The organism is Kitasatospora sp. NPDC049258, from assembly GCF_040678895.1.
GTDB lineage: Bacteria > Actinomycetota > Actinomycetes > Streptomycetales > Streptomycetaceae > Kitasatospora.
Genome location: NZ_JBFAQT010000014.1, coordinates 1 through 20,450 on the forward strand (window position 1 = coordinate 1; position 20,450 = coordinate 20,450).

Consider the following 20,450-nt stretch of genomic DNA (forward strand, 5'->3'; position numbering starts at 1 on the left):
CCCGAGATCTACACCCTGGTACAGACACTCTTTCCCTCCCCGCCGCTCTTCCGATCTGCCGGCGGCCGGCCACCGGAGCGCGGGCCCGGGCCGGGTGCGGCCCGGGCCCCGGGGTCAGAGGTTGATCGCGTACGCCTTGCGCAGGGTCTCGTGCACCGTCCAGGTGGTGCGGTCGCCCTCGCGCAGGACGGCCAGGTCACCCGGGCCGACCTCCAGGGTCGGGCCGCCCTCGAACTCGATCGTGGCCCGGCCGCTGACCACGACGAACAGCTCGTCCGCCTCGGTGTCGGTCACCACGCCGGGGGTGATCTGCCAGATCCCGCGGACCTGGCGGCCGTCCGGGGACTCCCAGAGCACCTTGCCCGAGACCTCGGGGGTGCCGGAGACGATCTGGGCCGGGTCGAGCGGGTCGGGTTCGAGCTCGGCGTCGGGGATGTGCACGGCGAAAGGGTTGGTCATGATCCCGACGCTAGCCGGACCGGTGCGCGGGTGGCGACGGCAGAGTGTGTCGGGGCGGCCGGGCACAATGACACCTCGTAAGCGGAGGTGACCGATGGCTGGGCTGAGTGAGCGCGATCTCGCCGTGCTGGCGCTGGAGGCGCGGGCCTGGCGGACGTCCGGTGCCAAGGAGCGGGCGATCCGGGAGGAGCTGGGGATCTCCGGCACCCGGTACTACCAGCTGCTCAACGCACTGCTGGACCGGCCGGAGGCGCTGGCGCACGCGCCGGTGCTGGTGAACCGCCTGCGCCGGGTCCGGCAGGCCCGGCGCGACGCGCGGTAGTCCGCCGGCGCGCTCGGCGCTCCGCGCAGGCATCGGTGCGGGCGGCCTGGGTACGGTCGTGGGCATGGGAAGCCTTGAATTCGTGACGCCCCGGACGGCCGCGGGCCGGGAGGGCCTGGCGGCGCTGCTGGCCGCCCCCGGGGAGAGCGTGGTGGGGCTGGACTTCGACGGGACGCTGGCGCCGATCGTGGCCGACCCCGAGCAGGCCCGGGCACATCCCGGGGTGGTGCCGGCGCTCTCCGCGCTGGCGCCGCTGGTCGGCGCGGTGGTGGTGGTCACCGGGCGGCCGGCCGCCACCGCGGTGTCCCACGGCGGCTTCGCCGGGGTGCCGGGGCTGGAGCACCTCACCGTGCTCGGCCACTACGGCGCCGAGCGCTGGGAGGCCCGGACCAAAGAGGTCACCGCGGCCGAGCCGCCCGCCGGGGTGGCCGCCGTCCGGGCCGCGCTGCCCGGGGTGCTGGCGCGGGCGGGTGCCCGGCCGGGCACCTGGACCGAGGACAAGGGGCGGGCGCTGGCCGTGCACACCCGCCGGGCCGACCGGCCGCAGGAGGCCCTGGAGCTGCTGCGCGCCCCGCTCGCCGAGCTCGCCGCCGGGCACGGCCTGATGGTCGAGCCCGGCCGGATGGTGCTGGAGCTGCGGCCGCCCGGGGTGGACAAGGGCGCCGCCCTGGACGGCTTCCTGGCCGGGCGGCCGCTGCGCACGGTGCTCTACGTCGGCGACGACCTCGGCGACCTGCCCGCGTACGAGGCGGTCGAGCGCCGCCGGGCGGCCGGTCTGCCCGGCCTGCTGGTCTGCAGCGCGGCCGTCGGCGGCGAGGCGCCGGTGAGCGCCCTCGCCGACCGGGCGGACCTGGTGGTGCCCGGCCCGGCCGGCGTGGTCGAGCTGCTGGCGGCGCTCGCGGGGGCGATCGGCCCGGGGCGCTGAGCTCCGGGGCCGAGCCGAACTCCGGCGGCCGAGCGGGGGCCGACCGGCCGCCGCTGCTCAGCCGAGGGCGTCGAGCTGGTCCAGGAACCACTGCTGCGGCGGCAGCGCGGTGGCCGCGGCGGCCAGCCGCTTGGTGCGGTCGGCGCGCTCGCCGGGGGCCATGGTGAGGGCCTGGTGGAGTGCCTCGGCGGTGGCGATCACGTCGTACGGGTTGACGATGATCGCGTCCTCGGCGAGCTCGGCGAAGGCGCCCGCCTCGCGCGAGAGGACCAGCGCGCAGCCGTCGTCGGAGACCACCGGGATCTCCTTGGCGACCAGGTTCATCCCGTCCCGGATCGGGTTGACCAGGGCGACGTCGGCCAGCCGGTAGGCGGCCAGCGAGCGTGGGAAGTCGTCGTTGACGTGCAGGATCAGCGGCTGCCAGGCGGGGGTGCCGAACTCGTCGTTGATCTCGTGCGCGGTGCGCTGCACCGCCGCCGTGTACTCGCGGTACTCCGGCAGGTCGTGCCGGGAGGGGTAGGCGAAGGCGATGTGGACGACCCGGCCCTGCCACTCGGGCCTGGACCGCAGCAGGTGCCGGTAGGCGAGCAGGCCGCGGACGATGTTCTTGCTGAGCTCGGTGCGGTCCACCCGGACGATGGTCCGCCGATCGCCGACCGCCTCCCGCAGGGCGGCCAGCCGGGCGTCCACGTCCGGGCGGTGCGCCCGCTCGCGCAGGAAGTCGGCGTCGGCGCCGAGACCGTGCACGCCGAGCCGGGTGGTGCGGCCCTGGTACGTGACCGCGAGCTGCTCGCGGTCCACGGCGGCGCCCAGCAGATCGGCGCAGCAGTCGGCGAAGGCCAGCGCCCAGCGGCGGGTCAGGAAGCCGGCCCGGTCCGAGCCCAGGATCCCGGCGAGCACGGCCGCGCCGACGTCGTCCGGCAGCATCCGGTAGTACTCCGGCGGGGCCCAGGGGGTGTGCGAGAAGTGCCCGATCCGCAGGTCCGGGCGCAGCGCCCGGAGCAGGGCCGGGGCGAGCGAGAGGTGGTAGTCCTGGATCAGGACGGCGGCGCCCGGGGCGGCCTCGGTGGCCAGCGCCTCGGCGAAGGCGGTGTTGTAGGTGGTGTAGGACTCCCACTCGCGGCGGAAGCGCTCGTCGAAGTTGGGCGAGACCGGGGTGTCGTAGAGCAGGTGGTGGACGAACCAGAGGGTCGAGTTGGCCACGCCGTTGTAGGCGCGGGTGAAGGTGCCGGGATCGATGTCCAGCATCCGGACGGCCTGGCCGCCGACCTCGAAGCCGGCGAGGTCCAGCCGCCCGTCCGGGGACTGCCGGGCGGCCGTCCGGTCGGCCTCGCCGAGGGCGGCGCACACCCAGACGGCGCTCGGGTCGTCGATCGCGGAGAGGCCGGAGACCAGGCCGCCACCTCCTCTGCGCAGGGTCAGCGAACCGTCGTCCTCGCTGGTGAAGGACACCGGGCCGCGGTTGGAGGCCACCAGGATCGGGGCGGCGCCGGGCTGATTCGAACGTGCGGACGCGTGATCGGCCATACTGCCAAGCTTGCCGCGACATCGGGTGTGCAAACCACTCAGCGCGCGGCGCGCCCGAGAACCCGCTACCGGTCCCGGTACTCCGGGACGGTCCGCATCGGCGGGCGTTCGACGGCGTGCACCGGGTGGGTGTGGGCGGTGAAGCCGCGGGTGGCGGGGTCGCGGGAGAACTGGGTGAGCAGCGGGTGCAGCAGGCCGTCCTCGGCCTTCAGCCGGTGGGTGCGGTCCAGGCGCTCCAGCGCGGTGCGGTAGATGGTCGCGGCCATCCGGCCGAGGGCCTGGCCGTCCTGGTGGCGGTGGTGCCGCACGCCGACGTCGACCTGGGCCAGCGCGTCCAGCCCGACCGTGTCCAGCGCGTCCACCAGCAGGCCGAGCTCGACCCCGTAGCCGGTCGGGAAGGGCAGCCGCTCCAGCAGCGTCCGGCGGGCCGCGTACTCGCCGCCGAGCGGCTGGACGAAGCCGGCCAGCTGCGGCCAGTGCAGGTTGAGCAGCGGGCGGGCGACCAGCTCGGTGACCCGGCCGCCGCCGGCCGGGACGACCGCGCCCGCGGTCTCCAGCGGCCGGTCGTACATCGCCTTGACCAGCTGGATGCCCGGATCGGTGAGCAGCGGGCCGATGATCCCGGTGACGAAGGCGGGGTCGAACTCGCGCAGGTCGGCGTCGATGAAGCAGACGATCTCGCCGCGGGTGACCAGCAGCGAGCGCCAGAGCACCTCGCCCTTGCCGGGCTCGGCGGGCAGCCGGGGGAGGATGTCGTCCCGGTGCACCACCCGGGCGCCGGCCGCCGCGGCCCGCTCGGCGGTGCGGTCCACCGAGCCGGAGTCGACCACCACCAGCTCGTCCACCAGCGGCAGCCGTTCCATCAGTTCCACGCGGATCGCGGTCACGATCTCGCCGACGGTCGGCTCCTCGTCCAGGGCGGGCAGCACCACGCTCACGGAAGCGGCCGGGCCCGCCGCGCGCTTGGCGGCCAGCAGCGTCTCCACCGGGCGGTCGGCGGCCGCCCACGAGCGGCGGCGCAGCCAGGACGCCACCTGGGGCAGGACGTCGGGCCGGGGCTGGTCGGGCAAGATCTCGCTCCTCGGATGGGCGGCGCCGTCTCGGGTGTCGGACGCTATGAGGTGGTACCGGGGCCTTCGGATACAGTCTTGGTAATGCGATCCGACCTTCGCACGTCGGGGTGGGTCGCTGTGCACGACCACAAACGCGCTGTCGGCTGTAACGCCGCTCGCCACATTGCTCATCCAGAGGGACTGAGGGAACGGCCCGTTGAAGTCCCGGCAACCTTCCCGTCCGGCTAACTGACCGTCAGGTCGAGGCCCCGGCGGGACAGGTGCCAATTCCGTCCTGTGGCGCGCCCGCGTCACGGGGAAGATGAGGAGAGAGGCCTCCGCCATCATGGCTACCGCTACCCCTGTCGCAGCTCCTGCCGTCGACCTCGGCCCCGCCGCCGCGCTGTCCTGTCGCGAGTGCGGCGCCCGCACCCCGCTCGGCCCGAGCTTCGCCTGCGTCGAGTGCTTCGGCCCGCTGGAGATCGCCTACGACTTCGGCTCGTACGAGACCGAGGAACTGCGCAAGCGGATCGAGGCCGGCCCGGCCTCGATCTGGCGCTACGCCCCGCTGCTGCCGGTGCCGGCCGACGTGGCGTCCAAGCCGAACCTGAACCCCGGCTGGACCCCGCTGGTCAAGGCCGACAACCTCGGCCGCGAGCTGGGCTTCACCGCGCAGCTGCACGTCAAGGACGACTCCGGGAACCCGACCCACTCCTTCAAGGACCGGGTGGTCGCCTGCGCCATCGAGGCGGCGCGCGCGTTCGACTTCACCACCCTGTCCTGCTCCTCCACCGGCAACCTGGCCGGCGCGGTCGGTGCGGCGGCGGCCCGGGCCGGCTTCAAGTCCTGCGTCTTCATCCCGCACGACCTGGAGCAGGGCAAGGTCGTGATGGCCGGGGTCTACGGCGGCGAGCTGGTCGGCATCGAGGGCAACTACGACGATGTGAACCGCTTCTGCTCCGAGCTGATCGGCGACCCGGCCGGCGAGGGCTGGGGCTTCGTCAACGTCAACCTGCGCCCGTACTACGGCGAGGGCTCCAAGACGCTGGCGTACGAGATCTGCGAGCAGCTCGGCTGGCGGCTGCCGGAGCAGATCGTCATCCCGATCGCCTCGGGCTCGCAGCTCACGAAGATCGACAAGGGGCTGCAGGAGCTGATCAAGCTCGGCCTGGTGGAGGACCGCCCGTACCGGATCTTCGGTGCCCAGGCGGCCGGTTGCTCGCCGGTGTCGGCCGCGTACAAGGCCGGCCACGACGTGATCCGCCCGGTGAAGCCCGACACCATCGCCAAGTCGCTGGCGATCGGCAACCCGGCCGACGGCCCGTACGTGCTGGACATCGCCCGGCGGACCGGCGGCGCGGTCGAGGACGTCACCGACGCCGAGGTGGTCGACGCGATCAGGCTGCTGGCCCGCACCGAGGGCATCTTCGCGGAGACCGCGGGCGGCGTGACCGTCGGCGTGCTCAAGAAGCTGGTCGAGACCGGACAGCTGGACCCGGCGAAGGAGACCGTGGCGATCAACACCGGCGACGGCCTGAAGACCCTGGACGCCGTCTCCGACGCCGGGCTGACCGCCACCATCCGGCCGACCCTGGAGTCCTTCCGGGCCGCCGGCCTGGCCTGAGCCGAAGCCCCGCCCCCGACCCCCTCACCACCCCGCAGCAAGGAGTAGACGTCCATGAGCGCCACCGTCCGCATCCCCACCATCCTGCGCACCTACACCGGCGGCTCGGCCGAGGTGGCCGCCGAGGGCACCACCCTGGCCGAGGTGATCAAGGATCTGGAGCAGAACCACCCGGGCATCTCGGCCCGGATCCTGGACGACGCCGGGCAGCTGCGCCGCTTCGTCAACGTCTACGTCGACGACGACGACGTGCGTTTCGCCGAGGGCCTGCAGACCGGGATCAAGGACGGCGCGGCCGTCTCGATCATCCCGGCGGTGGCCGGCGGCTGCTGACCTCGGCCGACGCTCGTAGCAGCCTTGAGTCGCCGTCAGGACCGGAATGCCGAAATTCCGTTCCCGACGGCGGCTCTCGGCGTTCCGGTCGGACATTTGCCCACGTGGCTGGGTATAGAGTGCGTGTCGCAGGGGTATTCGAGGCCGATTCGAGGTGGCCCGCCCCGCACACCGGTCGGGTACGCAGCGGCTGTCCGCTCGCTGAGACCGGCGATCCGGGGCACGGAGCCGAACTGTCAGGCCGCCGTCAGAATTATTCCGGCGATATGTGACGTTGGTCCGCGATGTCCGGCGTCAATTGCTCACAAGTGCCGCTTTCATCCCGTCATATCCCCCGGGGCTCATAGCAATTGCCCAAAAGTTGGGCCTGTTGCAGAGGGCGCATGTCCGGATACATTCAGCCGCGGTCGACGCATTCACCCGCGTTCCGGTGGCCCTTTCGGGCCCCGGTGCGGTGGCTGCGGCGTGCACGGCTGCGCCCAGGGGGGGTTCCCCGGGCCGGCCTTCCAGACCTCTGGACCCGCACCCTGCGGGTCCGTGAAGGGCCAGCACAGCACAAGGGGAGTTCGGAATGGCTCAGGGCACCGTCAAGTGGTTCAACGCCGAGAAGGGCTACGGCTTCATCGCGGTCGACGGTGGTGCGGACGTGTTCGTCCACTACAGCGCGATCCAGATGGACGGCTACCGCACCCTCGAAGAGGGCCAGCGGGTCGAGTTCGAGATCTCCCAGGGGCAGAAGGGTCCGCAGGCGGACATGGTCCGCGCGCTGGTTGCGTGACCTCTTCGACCTGCGGAGCCTCGGTTCGGTCAACGAGCTGGCGGCCACAGATCATCGGCAGCAGGCCCGTACGGGAACCCCGTGCGGGCCTGCCGCCATGTTCGGGACACCCCGCGATCGGGCTTGCACTCGCCACCCGAGAGTGCTAATCATTGGCGTTAGCACTCTCGGTACGAGAGTGACAAACGGATCGGGTCGGTGAGGCCTCCCGGGAGCGGTTGGGGACAGGACCCCCGCTCGCAGGGCCGTCCGTCGCGGGCACCCTTCGGTCCGATGCAGTCGATCGCGTCCCGGAGGACCACTTCACATGGCAAAGATCATCGCGTTTGACGAGGAAGCTCGCCGCGGCCTTGAGCGCGGGATGAACCAGCTTGCCGACGCCGTCAAGGTGACGCTTGGCCCCAAGGGCCGCAACGTCGTCCTTGAGAAGAAGTGGGGCGCCCCCACGATCACCAACGACGGTGTCTCCATCGCCAAGGAGATCGAGCTCGAGGACCCCTACGAGAAGATCGGCGCGGAGCTCGTCAAGGAGGTCGCCAAGAAGACCGACGACGTCGCGGGTGACGGCACCACCACCGCCACCGTGCTCGCCCAGGCCCTGGTCAAGGAAGGCCTGCGCAACGTCGCCGCCGGCGCCAACCCGATGGCCCTGAAGCGCGGCATCGAGAAGGCCGTCGCGGCCGTCTCCGACCAGCTGCTCGCCCAGGCCAAGGACGTGGAGACCAAGGAGCAGATCGCCTCCACCGCCTCCATCTCCGCCGCCGACACCCAGATCGGCGAGCTCATCGCCGAGGCGATGGACAAGGTCGGCAAGGAAGGCGTCATCACCGTCGAGGAGAGCAACACCTTCGGTCTGGAGCTCGAGCTCACCGAGGGCATGCGCTTCGACAAGGGCTACATCTCGGCCTACTTCGCCACCGACCTGGAGCGGATGGAGGCGTCCTTCGAGGACCCGTACATCCTGATCGCCAACTCCAAGATCTCCTCGGTCAAGGACCTGCTCCCGCTGCTGGAGAAGGTCATGCAGAGCGGCAAGCCGCTCGTCATCATCGCCGAGGACGTCGAGGGCGAGGCCCTGTCGACCCTGGTCGTGAACAAGATCCGTGGCACCTTCAAGTCGGTCGCCGTCAAGGCCCCCGGCTTCGGTGACCGCCGCAAGGCCATGCTCGGCGACATCGCCATCCTCACCGGTGGCACCGTCATCTCCGAGGAGGTCGGCCTCAAGCTGGAGAACGCCGGCGTCGACCTGCTGGGCACCGCCCGCAAGGTGGTCATCACCAAGGACGAGACCACCATCGTCGACGGTGGCGGCGACAGCGACCAGGTCGCCGGTCGGGTCAACCAGATCCGTGCCGAGATCGAGAACAGCGACTCGGACTACGACCGCGAGAAGCTCCAGGAGCGCCTCGCCAAGCTGGCCGGCGGCGTGGCCGTCATCAAGGCCGGCGCGGCCACCGAGGTGGAGCTCAAGGAGCGCAAGCACCGCATCGAGGACGCCGTCCGCAACGCGAAGGCCGCCGTCGAGGAGGGCATCGTCGCCGGTGGTGGCGTCGCGCTGCTGCAGGCCGGTGTCGCGTTCGACAAGCTGGAGCTGGAGGGCGACGAGGCCACCGGTGCCAACATCGTCCGCGTGGCGCTGGAGGCCCCGATCAAGCAGATCGCGACCAACGCCGGCCTCGAGGGTGGTGTCGTGGTGGAGAAGGTGCGCAACCTCCCCGCCGGCCACGGCCTGAACGCCGCCACCAACGAGTACGTCGACCTGATCGCCGCGGGCATCATCGACCCGGCCAAGGTCACCCGCTCCGCGCTGCAGAACGCCGCCTCCATCGCGGCGCTCTTCCTCACCACCGAGGCCGTCATCGCCGACAAGCCCGAGAAGGCCGGCGCGCCGGCCGGCGGCGGCATGCCGGGCGGTGACATGGACTTCTGATCCTCCTTCGAGGATCGGCGAGTTCTGATCGTCCCGCGAGGGCGGTCTCCCCACCGGGAGGCCGCCCTCGCGGCGTTCCACCCGGCAGGGCGGCCGGGGTGCCGGGTGCGGGACAATGGGGGGATGCCCGCTGACATCGAAGCCGCACTGCACAGCGCCCGGGCGCTGATCCTCGCCGACCTGACCGCCCGGGACGTGGCGGACGCCGCCGTGGTCTCGCTGGTGGAGGACGCCGTGACGCACCGGCGGTGGTGGCTGGAGCAGTGGCCGGACGGCACCGAGTACGTGCTCGGGCTGGTCGCCCAGGACGTCCAGGACGCGCTGCTGGAGGCGTACGGGCGCTGGCCGCTGTGCACCGCCTGCGCCGAGGACGGCGACCCGCACGCGCTGGGCGTGGAGCCCGAGCTGGGGCCCGATCCGCACTGGGTGTGCGGCAAGGAGGGCCTGGTCGTCGCGCCGGTCGGGAAGCTCGCGTGAGCCCTAGGGCTCCAGCGTCCTGAGCTCGGCGGCCAGGTTGGCCCGGGCGGCGGCGTCGAATCGGGTGCGGGCGGCCTCGGTGCGGTAGAGCGCCGGCAGGGCGAGCAGCTGGCGCAGGATCGCCGCGCGCCCCGCCCGGAAGGCGTCCTCGGGGACGAAGCCGTACTCCTCGCGGACGGCCGCCGCGTACGCCGCGTACTGGTCCGGCGAGCCACCCAGGACGGCCAGGTCGGCGTCGCAGAGCAGCTCGCCGCCCCGGTCCCCGGGTGCCGGGTCGTGGGAGACGGTCAGCCGGACCAGCCGGGCGACCTCCTCGACCAGCGGCTCGGCCAGCCCGGCCGCGCGCAGCGCGCGGACCGCCAGCACCGCGCTGCGCTCCTCGTTCTCCGAGCGGTCGGGCCGGTAGACCGCGTCGTGGAACCAGGCCGCCAGCCGCACGGCGTCGGCGCCGTCGGCCGGCCCGGCCAGCGCGTCCACCTGGTCGAGCACCGCCCGCAGGTGGTCGGTGGTGTGGTAGCGGCGCTGCGGCTCGGCCCAGCGCTTGAGCAACTCCTCGCCGTACGGCTGCGGGTCGGCGGTCGCGCCGCAGCGGCGCAGCAGGTCCATCCAGCGGTCGAGCAGGTCGGCGGTCATGGCGCCCATTGTGGCCCGGTGCGGCGACGGACCGTCAGGGTGGGCCCGGGTTCCCGGATTCGCCTGACGGTATATACCGATGACCGGTATATCTAGATGGCATGACAGAACGTTCGATGCAGGAGCCCACGCTGCTCCTGCTCACCGCTCTCGCCGATGCCCCGCGGCACGGCTACGCCCTCATCCAGGAGATCGCCGCGATCTCCGACGGCCGGGTCCGGATGCGGGCCGGCACCCTGTACGGCGCGCTCGACCGGCTGCTCGGCCAGGGGCTGATCCGGGTCGAGAGCGACGAGGTGGTCGACGGCCGGGCCCGCCGCACCTACGCGCTCAGCGACACCGGCCGGGGCGCGCTCGCCGTCGAGGCCGAGCGGCTGCGCGCCGTCGCGGCCGAGGCCGAGCGGCGCCTGACGGCCTTCCGCCCCCGAGCGAACGGAGCCTTCGCGTGAGCGAGCCGATGCTGGACGCCGTGCTGCGGCTGTACCCGAAGGCGTACCGGGCCGACCGGGGAGCGGAGCTCGCCGAGGTGTACGCCTCGCTGGCCGGCGACACCGGGCGGCTCGGCCGGGCCCGCGAACTGCTCGGCCTCGCCGGGCACGGGCTGCGGCTACGGGCCGGGCTGACCTCCGCCGGGACGCCCGGGCGGCTGCTCGCCGCCGCGCTGCCGTTCGTGCTCGGGGCCGGCTTCGGGCGGCAGGCCGCGCAGCTCTGGCGGGCCTGGTCGTACGAGTTCGTGCGGGCCGACGGCTACGGCTGGTGGGGGAGCGGGCTCCTGGCGCTGTGGGCCGTCGCCCTGGCGGCGGTGCTGTGCGGGCGCTGGGGTGCGGCCCGGTGGGCCGGTGCGGCGGCGCTGCTCGCGGGCGTCGCGGTGGCCGGCGCCCTGATCGTCGCCGATTCCCCCGCCGGGCCCGTACCGCTCCTGGCCCACGCCCTCGATCTGGTGGCGTACGGCGTGACGCCGGGGGCCTGGCTCCTGCTGGTGCTGCTGGCGCCCGCCGACCTGCTGGGCGGGCGGGTGCGGCAGGCGGCGGCGTCGGTGCTCGCGGGCGCCGTGGTGGCGGCGCTCGTGACGGTCGGGCCGAGCACGTTCGGCACGCCGCTGTTCTGGGACTCCTCCTGGTACCCGTACCGGATCGTGCTGGCGGCCCTGCCGCTGCTCGCGCTGGCCCGCGGGCGGCTGCGGGCGGCCGCGCCGGCCCTCGCGGTACTGCCGCTGGTGGTGGGCGACGCCTTCTGGCCGATCCTCATCGACGCGGGCGGCCCGTGGCGCCTGCTGGCCTTCACGGGATTCCTGGCGGTGGCGCTGCTGCTGGCCGCGGTGTTCCGGCACCGCTCACCCCTGCCCGGGCGGCAGCGCCCGCCGGCCGCGGGCTGACCGGCGGGGGCCGGGAGGGCCGCGCCCGGCGTCCGGGCGGGCAGGGGGCTCGCCCGGGCGGCAGGGGATGTGGCAAGGTACGGATATGTCTAGACCAATCTTCGAAGTCATCGCGCTGACCGCGCAGGATGCCCAGGCCGCCGAAGCCGGTGGCGCCGACCGGCTCGAACTGGTCACGGACATGGCCGCCGACGGGCTCACCCCCGCGGTGGCGGACTTCGCCGCGATCCGGGCCGCCGTGGACCTCCCGCTGCGGGTGATGCTGCGGATCCGGGACGGCTTCGCCCCCGGCGACCTGGACGGGCTGCTCGCCCGCACCGCCGCGCTGCGCGCCGAGGGGGCCGAGGAGTTCGTGCTCGGCTTCCTCGACCCCGACGGCGGCCTCGACCTGCCCGCCACCCTGGCGGTGGCCGAGGCGGTGGCCGGCTGCCGGTGGACCTTCCACCGGGCCGTCGACCACAGCGCCGACCGCGCCGCACTGCGGGCGGCCCTGGACGGTCTGCCCGGCCTGGACACCTACCTCACCGCGGGCGACCCGGCGGGGGTCGGGGCCGGCCGGCAGACCCTGGAGGGCGAGCTCGCCAAGGCCGGCGAACCCGGCTACCGGCAGCGGATCCTGGTCGGCGGCGGCATCCGCGCCGAGCACGTGCCCGGCCTGCGGGCGGCCGGGTTCGACGCGTTCCACATCGGCGGAGCGGTCCGGGCCGATGGGTGGCACACCCCGGTGGACCCCGCCAAGGTCGCCGACTGGCGGACCCTGATCGACGGCTGAGCCCCGCCCGCCGTACCGCCCCGCCCGCCGTACCGCCTCGCCCGCCGTGCCGCCCCGCCGGACCGGCCCGGGCCGCCGGCCTCAGCCGCGCAGCTGCTCCGGGAGCGGCTCGGTGTGCAGCACGGTGAGCCCGGAGACCGCCCGGGTCAGCGCCACGTACAGCCGGCGCAGGCCGGTCCGCTCGTCCGGCTCCCCGGCGACCACGGCGGCGGGCTCGTCCAGCACCACGTAGTCGTACTCCAGGCCCTTGGCCAGCGAGGCCGGGACGAGGGTGAGCCGGGCCTCGGCGGAGGTCTCGGTGCCCGGCTCCAGATACGGCAGGCCGGCCGAGGTCAGCGCCTCGGCCAGCAGCGGGATCCGCGCGTCGGCCGCGATCAGGCCGGTGGAGCCCTCGAAGGTGAGTGCCTCCCGGCAGGCCGCCACCACGGAGTCGGCCAGCGCCTGCGGGACGTGCCGTACGGTCAGCGAGTCCGGCAGCTCACGGACCGAGGTCGCCGGGGCCAGCCCCGGGGCGATCGCCGGCAGCAGCCGGGAGGCGTAGACGATCACCTCCTCCGGCACCCGGAAGCCCTGGGTCAGCTCCTCGACGTGCGCGCCGGCCTTGCCCAGGTGGTGCAGCGCCTCCGGCCAGCTGCCGGTCGCCCACGGCGTGGTGCCCTGGGCCAGGTCGCCCAGCACGGTGGCCGAGCCGGTCGAGCAGCGCCGGCCGACCGCGCGGTACTGCATGGGGGAGAGGTCCTGCGCCTCGTCCAGCACCACGTGGCCGAGCGAGGGGGTGCGCCGGACCAGGTCCGAGGCCTCGTCCACCAGCACCGCGTCGGCCGCCGACCAGCGGGTCGACTTCACCGAGCGGGGCGGCTTCGTCCAGCGGATCAGCTCCTGCTCCTCGGCGGTGAGCACGCCCTCGGCGCACTCGGCGAGGAAGGCGGCGTCGGTGAGCAGCCGGTGCACCAGCTTGACCGGGTCGACGGCCGGCCAGCAGGCCCGGACCACCGCCTTCACCTCGGCGTTGCGGGCCACCGCGTCCTGCACCCGGTCGTCCGGGGCCTCGCCGCCGTGCTCCATCTTCACCAGCACGGCGTGCGCGATCCGCTGCGGCAGGGCCTCCCCGGCGGCTCCGTAGCGGATCTCGCGGGACTTCAACTCCTCGATGATCTCGATGAGTTCGTAGGCCGGGACGCGCCAGCGGCGGGAGCCGCGGACCACCACGCAGGGCTCGGTCGGCAGGCTGATCCCGGCCCGCACCGCCCGCCGGAGCACCTCGGCCATCCGGGCGTCGCCCTTGACGGTGGCCGCGGCGGCCGAGTCCTCGCCGCGCACCTCGACCTGGCCGACCAGCTCCTGCACGGTGGCCTGCGCGACGTCCACCTCGCCGAGGGCCGGCAGCACCTGCTCGATGTAGTGCAGGAACGAGCGGTTCGGGCCGATCACCAGGGTGCCGGTGCGGGCCAGGCGCTCCCGGTGGGCGTACAGCAGGTAGGCCACCCGGTGCAGGCCGACCGCGGTCTTCCCGGTGCCGGGGGCGCCCTGGACGCAGACCGTGCCGGTCACGTCGGCGCGGACGATCTCGTCCTGCTCCGGCTGGATGGTCGCCACGATGTCGCGCATCGGGCCGACGCGGGGCTTCTCGATCTCGGCGGCCAGCAGGGCCGAGCGGGTGTCGGTCTCGGCCGGGTCGGTCAGGTGCTCGTCCTCGTACGCGGTCAGCTCGCCGCCGGTGTAGCCGAACCGGCGGCGCCGCTCGACGTCCAGCGGGTCCTTGCGGCTGGCCCGGTAGAAGGGCTGCGAGACCGGTGCGCGCCAGTCGATCACCATCGGGTCGCCGTCGGCGTCGTGCACATGGCGGCGGCCGATGTAGAACCGCTCACCGGTGGCGCCCTCGGCCTGCGCCGCCTGCTGGCCCGCCGCCGGCGAGGAGGGGCCCACGCCGACCGCGTGCAGGTAGTCGAGCCGGCCGAAGAACAGCGGGGTGTGCGCCAGGTCGGCCAGCGCGGCGATCCGCAGCTCGACCTGGTTGCGCAGGACTGCGGCGGACACCCAGGTGCCGGTGACGTCCCGCAGGTCAAGCGATTCGACGTCCTCGCGCATCGCGCGCAGCGCCGCCCGGGAGGCGGCCAGGTGGTCCCGCTCGCGGCGCAGCGGATCGTCGGTGGGGGTGGGAGATGGCACAGCGAACCTTCCCGGCTGCCGGAACGGGGCACGGCAGCGGACTCGTCGTAGCTCACGGTGAAAGGGGTACCGCCGGTTACCGACCGGTCGGGACCTCCCACGGCTGCCGACGGGCACCACGGTTCGGGAGGGGGCAGACCGGCGATCATAGACCCGCGCACCCGGCGGCGCGAATCCTTTTCGGCGCGCCCGAGGCTCGGCCCCTGAGCCGCACTCCAGAGCCGCACCCCTGGGGTCACGCCCCTGAGCCGCGCCCCTGAGGGGCCCCGGGATCCCCGTACGCCGGAAGGACGACCCCGGGCCGGGGGAGTGGGGCCTTTCGACCGATGCCGTTCAGATGTCCGGAAACCTACTGTTGAAGGCATGAGCACCGTACACATCACGGCGCCCCGGGCTGCGGCCTCACCCCCCCGGGCGCGTTCTCCCAAGCCCTCGATCCCCGCGCCCCGCATCGCGGCCGGCGCCACCTCGGCGACCGGCCCCCGCCACCGCGGCCCGCTGGTCACCGCGGTCCGCAACGTCGGTATCGCGCTCGACACCGCCGCCCGGGTGGTCTTCCTCGGCCGGGACGGCGTCCGGCTCTGAGCCGGCCGCCTCCCGCTCCGAGCGGCGCCCGCTAGACGTCGTCGGCGTCGATGATCCGGTAGGCGTAGCCCTGCTCGGCCAGGAAGCGCTGGCGGTGCGCCGCGAAGTCCTGGTCGACGGTGTCGCGGGCGACCACCGAGTAGAAGTGCGCCGAGTGCCCGTCCGCCTTGGGGCGCAGCACCCGGCCCAGGCGCTGGGCCTCCTCCTGGCGCGAGCCGAAGGTCCCGGACACCTGGATGGCCACGGTGGCCTCCGGCAGGTCGATCGAGAAGTTGGCGACCTTGGAGACCACCAGCACGCTGATCTCCTTGGTGCGGAAGGCCTCGAACAGCTTCTCCCGCTGGGCGTTGCTGGTCTCGCCCTTGATCACCGGGGCGTTCAGCGTCTCGCCCAGCTCGTCCAGCTGGTCGATGTACTGCCCGATGACCAGCGTCTGGTCGCCGGCGTGCTTGCGCACCAGCGCCTCCACCACCCGGCGCTTGGTCGCCGTGGTCGAGCAGTAGCGGTACTTCTCCTCCGGCTCGGCGGTCGCGTAGGTCAGCCGCTCCGAGTCGGAGAGGGTCACCCGCACCTCGCAGCAGTCGGCCGGCGCGATGTAGCCCTGCGCCTCGATCTCCTTCCACGGGGCGTCGAAGCGCTTGGGGCCGATCAGCGAGAAGACGTCGCCCTCCCGACCGTCCTCGCGGACCAGCGTGGCGGTCAGCCCGAGCCGGCGGCGGGCCTGCAGGTCGGCGGTGAACTTGAAGACCGGCGCGGGCAGCAGGTGCACCTCGTCGTAGACCACCAGGCCCCAGTTGCGGGCGTCGAACAGCTCCAGGTGCGCGTACACGCCCTTCCGCTTGGTCGTCATCACCTGGTACGTGGCGATGGTGACCGGGCGGATCTCCTTGCGGGTGCCGCTGTACTCGCCGATCTCGTCCTCGGTCAGCGAGGTGCGCTTGACCAGCTCGTGCTTCCACTGCCGGGCCGAGACGGTGTTGGTGACCAGGATCAGCGTGGTGGACTTGGCCTCCGCCATCGCCGCCGCACCGACCAGGGTCTTGCCCGCGCCGCAGGGCAGCACCACCACGCCGCTGCCGCCGTGCCAGAAGCCCTCGACGGCCTGCTGCTGGTACGGGCGCAGGTGCCAGCCGTTCTGGTCCAGCTCGATCGGGTGCGCCTCGCCGTCCACGTACCCGGCGTGGTCCTCGGCCGGCCAGCCGAGCTTCAGCAGCACCTGCTTGATCTGGCCGCGCTCGGAGGGGTGCACCACCACGGTGTCGGGGTCGAGCCGGGCGCCGACCAGCGGGGTGATCTTCTTGGAGCGCAGCACCTCCTCCAGCACCGGCCGGTCGGTGCTGGACAGCACCAGCCCGTGCACCGGGTGCTTCTGGAGCTGCAGCCGCCCGTAGCGGGCCATGGTGTCGGCCACGTCGACCAGCAGCGCGTGCGGCACCGGGTAGCGGGAGTACTTCACCAGCGCGTCCACCACCTGCTCGGCGTCGTGGCCGGCCGCGCGGGCGTTCCACAGCCCGAGCGGGGTCACCCGGTAGGTGTGGATGTGCTCGGGAGCCCGCTCCAGCTCGGCGAACGGCGCGATGGCGCGGCGGCAGTCGGCGGCCTGGGGGTGGTCGATCTCCAACAGCAGCGTCTTGTCGCTCTGGACGATGAGCGGTCCGTCGTTCACGCGGGGGCCCTCCGGTGGTGGTGTCGCAGACCCTCCAGTGTCCCGCACTCGGGTGGAACCGGGTGACCGGACGGCTTCGGGCTCGTTGAGCAGCCCATGAACAAGCGCAACCGCTTCCTGGCCGGCCTCGCCCTCTCGGGCGCCGCCGTGGCCACCGCCGTCGGCGCGACCCCGGCGCAGGCCGCCCCGACCCCCGGCCTCGACCAGGTCGCGGACATCGGGCAGCCCGGTGGGCTGTTCGGCACCGCGGCCTTCACCGTGACCGGCCTGCTGACCGGGGTCGAGCCCAAGATGCCCGACCCGCAGTCGATCGTCGACGAGGCGAAGAAGCAGAAGCAGGAGCAGGACGCCCAGCAGAGCCAGCAGCACTGAGGCACCGGGCCGGGCGGCGTGCTCAGTCGGTGAGCCAGACGTAGGCCGCGAAGCGGCCGGTGGTCTGCTCGCGGCGGTGCGAGAAGAAGTCCCGGTCCTCCATGGTGCACCGGTCGTCGTGCCGGATTCCGGTCACCCCGGCGCGGGTGAGCTGGGCGGTGATCCCCGCCCGGACGTCCAGCGCCGGGGTGTTGCGGCGGGTGGTGGAGTGCAGTTCGGGCAGGTCGGCGCAGGCCTCCTCGCGCATCGCCGCCGGCACCTCGTAGCACCGGCCGCAGGCCAGCGGGCCGATCAGGGCGACCAGGTCGGCCGGGTCGCTGCCGCCCGCGACCATGGCCGCGACCAGGGCGGGCACCACTCCCGAGACGGTCCCCACCCGGCCGGAGTGGGCCGCGCCGACCCGCCGGCCGACCGGATCGGCCACCAGCACCGGCGCGCAGTCGGCCGCCAGCGCGGCCAGGGCCAGCCCGGGCCGGTCCGTCCACACGCCGTCCAGCGGCGGCGCGTCCGCCCCGAAGGGCTCGGTGACGTGGCGCACCTCGGCGCTGTGCACCTGGCGCATGAACACCACCCGGGCCGGGTCCAGGCCGAGTTCACGGGCCGTCAGTTCACGGTTGCGCCGCACGGCGGCCGGGTCGTCGGCGGTGGTCCCGCCCAGGTTGCGGCTGTCGAACGGCGCCGCGCTGACCCCGCCGTGGCGGTCGGCGACGGCGTAGCGGATGCCGGCTGCGAGTTCCATCTGGTCTCCCCCTTGTGGGTGGGTGGTCCGGCCGGAGCGGCGGTCAGCCTTCGTCGACCTCGGCGACGCCGGTGATCCGGTGCAGGGCGAAGGTGCGCACCTCGTCCGAGAGGTGGTCGTACGCGGTGACGAAGCCGCCCTCGACCTTGACCGGGTCGACCACCCGCTGCGAGGACAGCCCCTCGGCGTTGATGTACCCGATCCACATCCGCTCACCGAGCAGCACCGCGGTCTGCAGCGCGGCCAGGGTGTCGGCGGCGGCCGTCCGGGGCAGCCGGTGCGGGTCGGCCTGGGCCGGTCCGGTGCGGGGCACGGCCGCCGCCGGCCCGGTCACCGTCTCCCGGCGCACCGCGGTGGCGGCCCGGTCGCCCGCCCGGATCGCCTTGAGCGCGGCGGCCAGCAGCGCCGCGTCCGGGCGCGGCGGGCCGTCCGGTACGGGGGTGGGCGCGGTCCGCGGCTGGGTGCGGTGGCTGTCCGGGCGGGTGATCACCACATCGCCCTCGGCGGACTCGGCGACCGGTGCGTAGCCCATCTGCCGGACCACGCCGAGCAGGGTCTCCGGGCCCACCTGGGCGGCCAGCACGGTGGGGGCCAGCAGCCGCAGCCGCAGCTCGGCCGCCCGCCGGTCGGCCAGCACCTCGGCGAGCAGCGCCGGGTCGTCGCAGCGCAGGTAGGAGGAGGCGGCGCCGACCCGCAGCACGCCGTGCCGGCGGGCCACGTCGTCGATCAGGTAGCTGAGCGGCTGCGGCACCGGGGTGCGGGAGTGCTGGGCCAGGAAGGCGTGCAGGTCCGAGGCGCTGCGCCCGGCGTCCAGGGCCCGGCGCACCGACTCGGGGGTGAAGCGGTAGACGGTGGCGCCGCCCTTGGACTCGACGTCCGCGCACAGGGCCAGTGCCTGGGCCAGCGGGGTGAGCAGCGGGCCCGGCGCGATGGCGGTCAGGTCCGGCTGCAGGATCACGTGGTCGAGCGGCCGCGGCAGCAGCGGGTCGAGCAGCGGGACGGGGTCGGCGCCGGCCAGCAGGGCGCGGGCCGGGCCGGCCAGCGCGCCGCGGCCGGTGATGCCCAGCAGTTCGGCCTCCGCCAAGGTCCACCCGGCGAGCTGCTCGCGCAGGTCGCGCCCGTCCGGCCCGGTGGGGCCGCCGCGCAGCGGCCGCTGCCAGCGCAGCACGGGCAGCAGCGCCTCGGTGCCGGCGACCGAGCCGGGCGGCAGCTCGGCCAGCAGGCCGAGCGCGGCGCGCCGGACCACCGGGGCCAGCGTGCGGTCCAGCTCGGGGCCGAGCACGGCCCGGGTCCGGCCCTTGCCGTCGGGGCTGCCGGCCAGGCCGGCGACCCGGGTGGCGGCGAGCCAGCTCCCGGCGAGCGCGGCCCAGCGCTCCGCGGTGGGCCGCTGCAGCCAGCCGTCGTAGCCGGGGGTGGGCGCCCAGCGCTCGTCCGCCTCACCGTCGGGGGCCAGCAGGCCCGCGGTGTAGGCGAGTTCCAGCCAGAACGCGGCCACCTGCTCGGAGCACTCCAGGATCAGGGCGGCCCGCTTGAGGTCGCGGACCCCGAGGCCGCCGGCCCGCAGGGTGGCGGGCGGCACCAGGCCCCAGGCGTCCAGCAGCTCCTCGACGGTGCGGACGGCGGTGTGGGCCTGGCCGGCCGCGGCGCCGTCCACAGCCTGTGGATCGCGCACCGCGGTGGCGGCGAGGGCGGGCGGGGCGGGTTCGACCGTGCGGTGGCTGCGGCCGCCGCGCAGGTACAGGGCCAGCTCGCGCGGCAGCACCACCGATCCGGCGCTGGAGGGCAGCAGCAGTCCGCGGGCCAGCAGCCACTCGACCGGGCTGCGCACCTCCTCGGCGGTGACCGGGCGGGCCGCGTCGGGGACGGTGCCGGTGGGCGGGCCCCAGACCAGCCGCTCCAGCAGGGCCAGCGCGGGTTCGGGCGCCTCGGCGAGCAGCGCGGCGCACCGCTTGCGGTCCGCGAGCAGCCCGCCGAGGGCCGCCACGGCGGTCACCGGGTCGGGGGTCGGCGGCAGTCCGGCGCCGGCCAGCAGCTGCTGGAGCCGGGCGGGGGACATGCCGACGGTCGCCTCGGCGAGGGTCGGGCCCAGGCCGGTGCGGCCGGGGTTGGCGGCGCTCGGCGCCAGCGCCTCGCGGACCGCGATCACCAGGCGCAGGGCGGAGTCCGGGCCCCAGAGCAGGGCCTGCTCGCGCAGCTCGGCGAGCGCGCCGGGCAGTGCGGCGGCGACCGCCTCGCGGTCCACCGGGTCGGCGCCGGGGTGCGGTCTGACCCGGGCCGGGCCGGTCAGCAGCTGGCGGACGGCGGTGTCCGGGCCGCCGTCCGGCAGCGCGGCGAGCGCCTCGGCGACCTGCAGGGTGAACCGGTCCAGCCGCTCGAGCGCCCGCAGCGCGGAGGCACGGCTGGAGAGCCGGGCCGCCAGCTGGGTCAGGTCGCCGGGGACGGGGTTGAGCAGATCGGGCCGCGCGCGGAGCAGGCCGGTGAGCGCCTGGTCGCTCCGGGCGCGGAGCTCCTCGGCGAGCGTGCGGGGGGCGGCGGCCCGGCCGGGGCGCGACCCGCTCTGCGTCGTGGTCATCCGACCCAGGTTAGTCGGCCCGGGCCAAGAGAAGGTAAGGGCCGGGAGGCGGGCACCCGGGCGGCCGCCCGCGCGCGGCCGCCGCTCCGCGCCCCGCGTAAGGGTGGGCGGGGGCGAACCGCTCGCTTCGGCCCCGCACC

Annotated in this window: 20 protein-coding genes and 1 riboswitch; of the genes, 12 read left to right on the forward strand and 8 right to left on the reverse strand. The window is 74.4% G+C overall.

What is annotated here, in order from left to right; translation table 11 throughout:
- Window positions 1-114: 114 nt before the first annotated feature.
- Window positions 115-459 carry a cupin domain-containing protein gene (locus AB0K43_RS14330; RefSeq protein WP_363639378.1) on the reverse strand — a complete coding sequence of 115 codons (345 nt, stop codon included), beginning with the start codon at window positions 457-459 and terminating at the stop codon, window positions 115-117.
- A gap of 94 nt (window positions 460-553) precedes the next feature.
- Here AB0K43_RS14330 and AB0K43_RS14335 point away from each other — a divergent pair, with 94 nt between their 5' ends.
- Complete coding sequence (locus AB0K43_RS14335; RefSeq protein WP_350637400.1) at window positions 554-781, forward strand: DUF3263 domain-containing protein; 228 nt, start codon at window positions 554-556, stop codon at window positions 779-781.
- Between the two features lie 64 nt (window positions 782-845).
- The gene (gene otsB / locus AB0K43_RS14340) at window positions 846-1,706 is read left to right on the forward strand and encodes a trehalose-phosphatase (protein WP_363639380.1); all 861 of its coding nucleotides are present in this window, start codon (window positions 846-848) and stop codon (window positions 1,704-1,706) included.
- Window positions 1,707-1,763: 57 nt separating this feature from the next.
- On the opposite strand, the gene AB0K43_RS14345 is transcribed toward otsB, so the two are convergent.
- Window positions 1,764-3,233 (reverse strand): trehalose-6-phosphate synthase, encoded by a 1,470-nt coding sequence (locus AB0K43_RS14345; protein WP_363639382.1) that lies wholly within the window; start codon window positions 3,231-3,233, stop codon window positions 1,764-1,766.
- Window positions 3,234-3,298: 65 nt separating this feature from the next.
- Window positions 3,299-4,303: a glucosyl-3-phosphoglycerate synthase gene (locus tag AB0K43_RS14350; RefSeq protein ID WP_363639384.1), complete on the reverse strand. Its 1,005-nt coding sequence runs from the start codon at window positions 4,301-4,303 to the stop codon at window positions 3,299-3,301.
- A 167-nt stretch (window positions 4,304-4,470) separates the two neighbouring features.
- A riboswitch (SAM riboswitch) is annotated at window positions 4,471-4,614 on the forward strand.
- A gap of 17 nt (window positions 4,615-4,631) precedes the next feature.
- Here AB0K43_RS14350 and thrC point away from each other — a divergent pair.
- The 5 genes from thrC to AB0K43_RS14375 all read left to right on the forward strand — a co-directional run bounded on the left by thrC (window position 4,632) and on the right by AB0K43_RS14375 (window position 9,427).
- A complete protein-coding gene (thrC, locus tag AB0K43_RS14355) occupies window positions 4,632-5,909 on the forward strand; it encodes a threonine synthase (RefSeq protein WP_363639386.1) in 1,278 nt (425 codons plus the stop codon).
- A gap of 54 nt (window positions 5,910-5,963) precedes the next feature.
- Entirely contained in the window at window positions 5,964-6,242 is a 279-nt protein-coding gene (locus AB0K43_RS14360) for a MoaD/ThiS family protein (RefSeq protein ID WP_363639388.1), read from the forward strand.
- A 571-nt stretch (window positions 6,243-6,813) separates the two neighbouring features.
- Window positions 6,814-7,020, forward strand: coding sequence for a cold-shock protein (locus tag AB0K43_RS14365; RefSeq protein WP_033819590.1), 207 nt, complete (start codon window positions 6,814-6,816; stop codon window positions 7,018-7,020).
- 307 nt (window positions 7,021-7,327) lie between these two features.
- Window positions 7,328-8,950, forward strand: coding sequence for a chaperonin GroEL (gene groL, locus AB0K43_RS14370; protein ID WP_363639390.1), 1,623 nt, complete (start codon window positions 7,328-7,330; stop codon window positions 8,948-8,950).
- Between the two features lie 123 nt (window positions 8,951-9,073).
- On the forward strand, window positions 9,074-9,427 hold the full coding sequence (locus AB0K43_RS14375; protein ID WP_363639392.1) for a hypothetical protein: 354 nt from the start codon (window positions 9,074-9,076) through the stop codon (window positions 9,425-9,427).
- Window positions 9,428-9,430: 3 nt separating this feature from the next.
- Here the strand turns inward: AB0K43_RS14375 and AB0K43_RS14380 are convergent, their stop codons facing one another.
- Window positions 9,431-10,060, reverse strand: coding sequence for a hypothetical protein (locus tag AB0K43_RS14380; protein ID WP_363639394.1), 630 nt, complete (start codon window positions 10,058-10,060; stop codon window positions 9,431-9,433).
- A 101-nt stretch (window positions 10,061-10,161) separates the two neighbouring features.
- Between AB0K43_RS14380 and AB0K43_RS14385 the strand changes: the two genes are divergently transcribed.
- The 3 genes from AB0K43_RS14385 to AB0K43_RS14395 all read left to right on the forward strand — a co-directional run bounded on the left by AB0K43_RS14385 (window position 10,162) and on the right by AB0K43_RS14395 (window position 12,207).
- Window positions 10,162-10,509, forward strand: a complete 348-nt coding sequence (locus AB0K43_RS14385; RefSeq protein ID WP_363639396.1) for a PadR family transcriptional regulator — start codon at window positions 10,162-10,164, stop codon at window positions 10,507-10,509.
- Window positions 10,506-11,435: a hypothetical protein gene (locus AB0K43_RS14390; RefSeq protein WP_363639397.1), complete on the forward strand. Its 930-nt coding sequence runs from the start codon at window positions 10,506-10,508 to the stop codon at window positions 11,433-11,435. The genes AB0K43_RS14385 and AB0K43_RS14390 overlap by 4 nt, the downstream gene beginning before the upstream one ends.
- Before the next feature lie 85 nt (window positions 11,436-11,520).
- Window positions 11,521-12,207 carry a copper homeostasis protein CutC gene (locus AB0K43_RS14395; protein ID WP_363639399.1) on the forward strand — a complete coding sequence of 229 codons (687 nt, stop codon included), beginning with the start codon at window positions 11,521-11,523 and terminating at the stop codon, window positions 12,205-12,207.
- A gap of 81 nt (window positions 12,208-12,288) precedes the next feature.
- On the opposite strand, the gene AB0K43_RS14400 is transcribed toward AB0K43_RS14395, so the two are convergent.
- Window positions 12,289-14,376, reverse strand: a complete 2,088-nt coding sequence (locus tag AB0K43_RS14400) for an ATP-binding domain-containing protein (protein WP_363639401.1) — start codon at window positions 14,374-14,376, stop codon at window positions 12,289-12,291.
- Window positions 14,377-14,739: 363 nt separating this feature from the next.
- Between AB0K43_RS14400 and AB0K43_RS14405 the strand changes: the two genes are divergently transcribed.
- Window positions 14,740-14,961 carry a hypothetical protein gene (locus tag AB0K43_RS14405; RefSeq protein ID WP_363639403.1) on the forward strand — a complete coding sequence of 74 codons (222 nt, stop codon included), beginning with the start codon at window positions 14,740-14,742 and terminating at the stop codon, window positions 14,959-14,961.
- Between the two features lie 31 nt (window positions 14,962-14,992).
- On the opposite strand, the gene AB0K43_RS14410 is transcribed toward AB0K43_RS14405, so the two are convergent.
- Window positions 14,993-16,627: a DNA repair helicase XPB gene (locus AB0K43_RS14410; RefSeq protein ID WP_363639405.1), complete on the reverse strand. Its 1,635-nt coding sequence runs from the start codon at window positions 16,625-16,627 to the stop codon at window positions 14,993-14,995.
- A 96-nt stretch (window positions 16,628-16,723) separates the two neighbouring features.
- Between AB0K43_RS14410 and AB0K43_RS14415 the strand changes: the two genes are divergently transcribed.
- Window positions 16,724-16,999: a hypothetical protein gene (locus AB0K43_RS14415; protein WP_363639407.1), complete on the forward strand. Its 276-nt coding sequence runs from the start codon at window positions 16,724-16,726 to the stop codon at window positions 16,997-16,999.
- Between the two features lie 22 nt (window positions 17,000-17,021).
- Here AB0K43_RS14415 and pgeF read toward each other — a convergent pair whose 3' ends face one another.
- On the reverse strand, window positions 17,022-17,738 hold the full coding sequence (gene pgeF / locus AB0K43_RS14420; protein ID WP_363639409.1) for a peptidoglycan editing factor PgeF: 717 nt from the start codon (window positions 17,736-17,738) through the stop codon (window positions 17,022-17,024).
- Between the two features lie 43 nt (window positions 17,739-17,781).
- Complete coding sequence (locus tag AB0K43_RS14425) at window positions 17,782-20,310, reverse strand: helicase C-terminal domain-containing protein (protein WP_363639411.1); 2,529 nt, start codon at window positions 20,308-20,310, stop codon at window positions 17,782-17,784.
- Window positions 20,311-20,450: the final 140 nt, after the last annotated feature.

Excerpts from the sequence above, each read along its gene's own strand:
- groL (WP_363639390.1), top strand. The coding sequence starts at position 7,328 with ATGGCAAAGATCATCGCGTTTGACGAGGAAGCTCGCCGCGGCCTTGAG.
- AB0K43_RS14335 (WP_350637400.1), top strand. The coding sequence starts at position 554 with ATGGCTGGGCTGAGTGAGCGCGATCTCGCCGTGCTGGCGCTGGAGGCG.
- AB0K43_RS14425 (WP_363639411.1), bottom strand. The coding sequence starts at position 20,310 with ATGACCACGACGCAGAGCGGGTCGCGCCCCGGCCGGGCCGCCGCCCCC.
- AB0K43_RS14345 (WP_363639382.1), bottom strand. The coding sequence starts at position 3,233 with ATGGCCGATCACGCGTCCGCACGTTCGAATCAGCCCGGCGCCGCCCCG.
- pgeF (WP_363639409.1), bottom strand. The coding sequence starts at position 17,738 with ATGGAACTCGCAGCCGGCATCCGCTACGCCGTCGCCGACCGCCACGGC.
- otsB (WP_363639380.1), top strand. The coding sequence starts at position 846 with ATGGGAAGCCTTGAATTCGTGACGCCCCGGACGGCCGCGGGCCGGGAG.
- thrC (WP_363639386.1), top strand. The coding sequence starts at position 4,632 with ATGGCTACCGCTACCCCTGTCGCAGCTCCTGCCGTCGACCTCGGCCCC.
- AB0K43_RS14415 (WP_363639407.1), top strand. The coding sequence starts at position 16,724 with ATGAACAAGCGCAACCGCTTCCTGGCCGGCCTCGCCCTCTCGGGCGCC.
- AB0K43_RS14385 (WP_363639396.1), top strand. The coding sequence starts at position 10,162 with ATGACAGAACGTTCGATGCAGGAGCCCACGCTGCTCCTGCTCACCGCT.
- AB0K43_RS14380 (WP_363639394.1), bottom strand. The coding sequence starts at position 10,060 with ATGACCGCCGACCTGCTCGACCGCTGGATGGACCTGCTGCGCCGCTGC.
- AB0K43_RS14405 (WP_363639403.1), top strand. The coding sequence starts at position 14,740 with ATGAGCACCGTACACATCACGGCGCCCCGGGCTGCGGCCTCACCCCCC.
- AB0K43_RS14365 (WP_033819590.1), top strand. The coding sequence starts at position 6,814 with ATGGCTCAGGGCACCGTCAAGTGGTTCAACGCCGAGAAGGGCTACGGC.
- AB0K43_RS14375 (WP_363639392.1), top strand. The coding sequence starts at position 9,074 with ATGCCCGCTGACATCGAAGCCGCACTGCACAGCGCCCGGGCGCTGATC.
- AB0K43_RS14360 (WP_363639388.1), top strand. The coding sequence starts at position 5,964 with ATGAGCGCCACCGTCCGCATCCCCACCATCCTGCGCACCTACACCGGC.
- AB0K43_RS14395 (WP_363639399.1), top strand. The coding sequence starts at position 11,521 with ATGTCTAGACCAATCTTCGAAGTCATCGCGCTGACCGCGCAGGATGCC.
- AB0K43_RS14330 (WP_363639378.1), bottom strand. The coding sequence starts at position 459 with ATGACCAACCCTTTCGCCGTGCACATCCCCGACGCCGAGCTCGAACCC.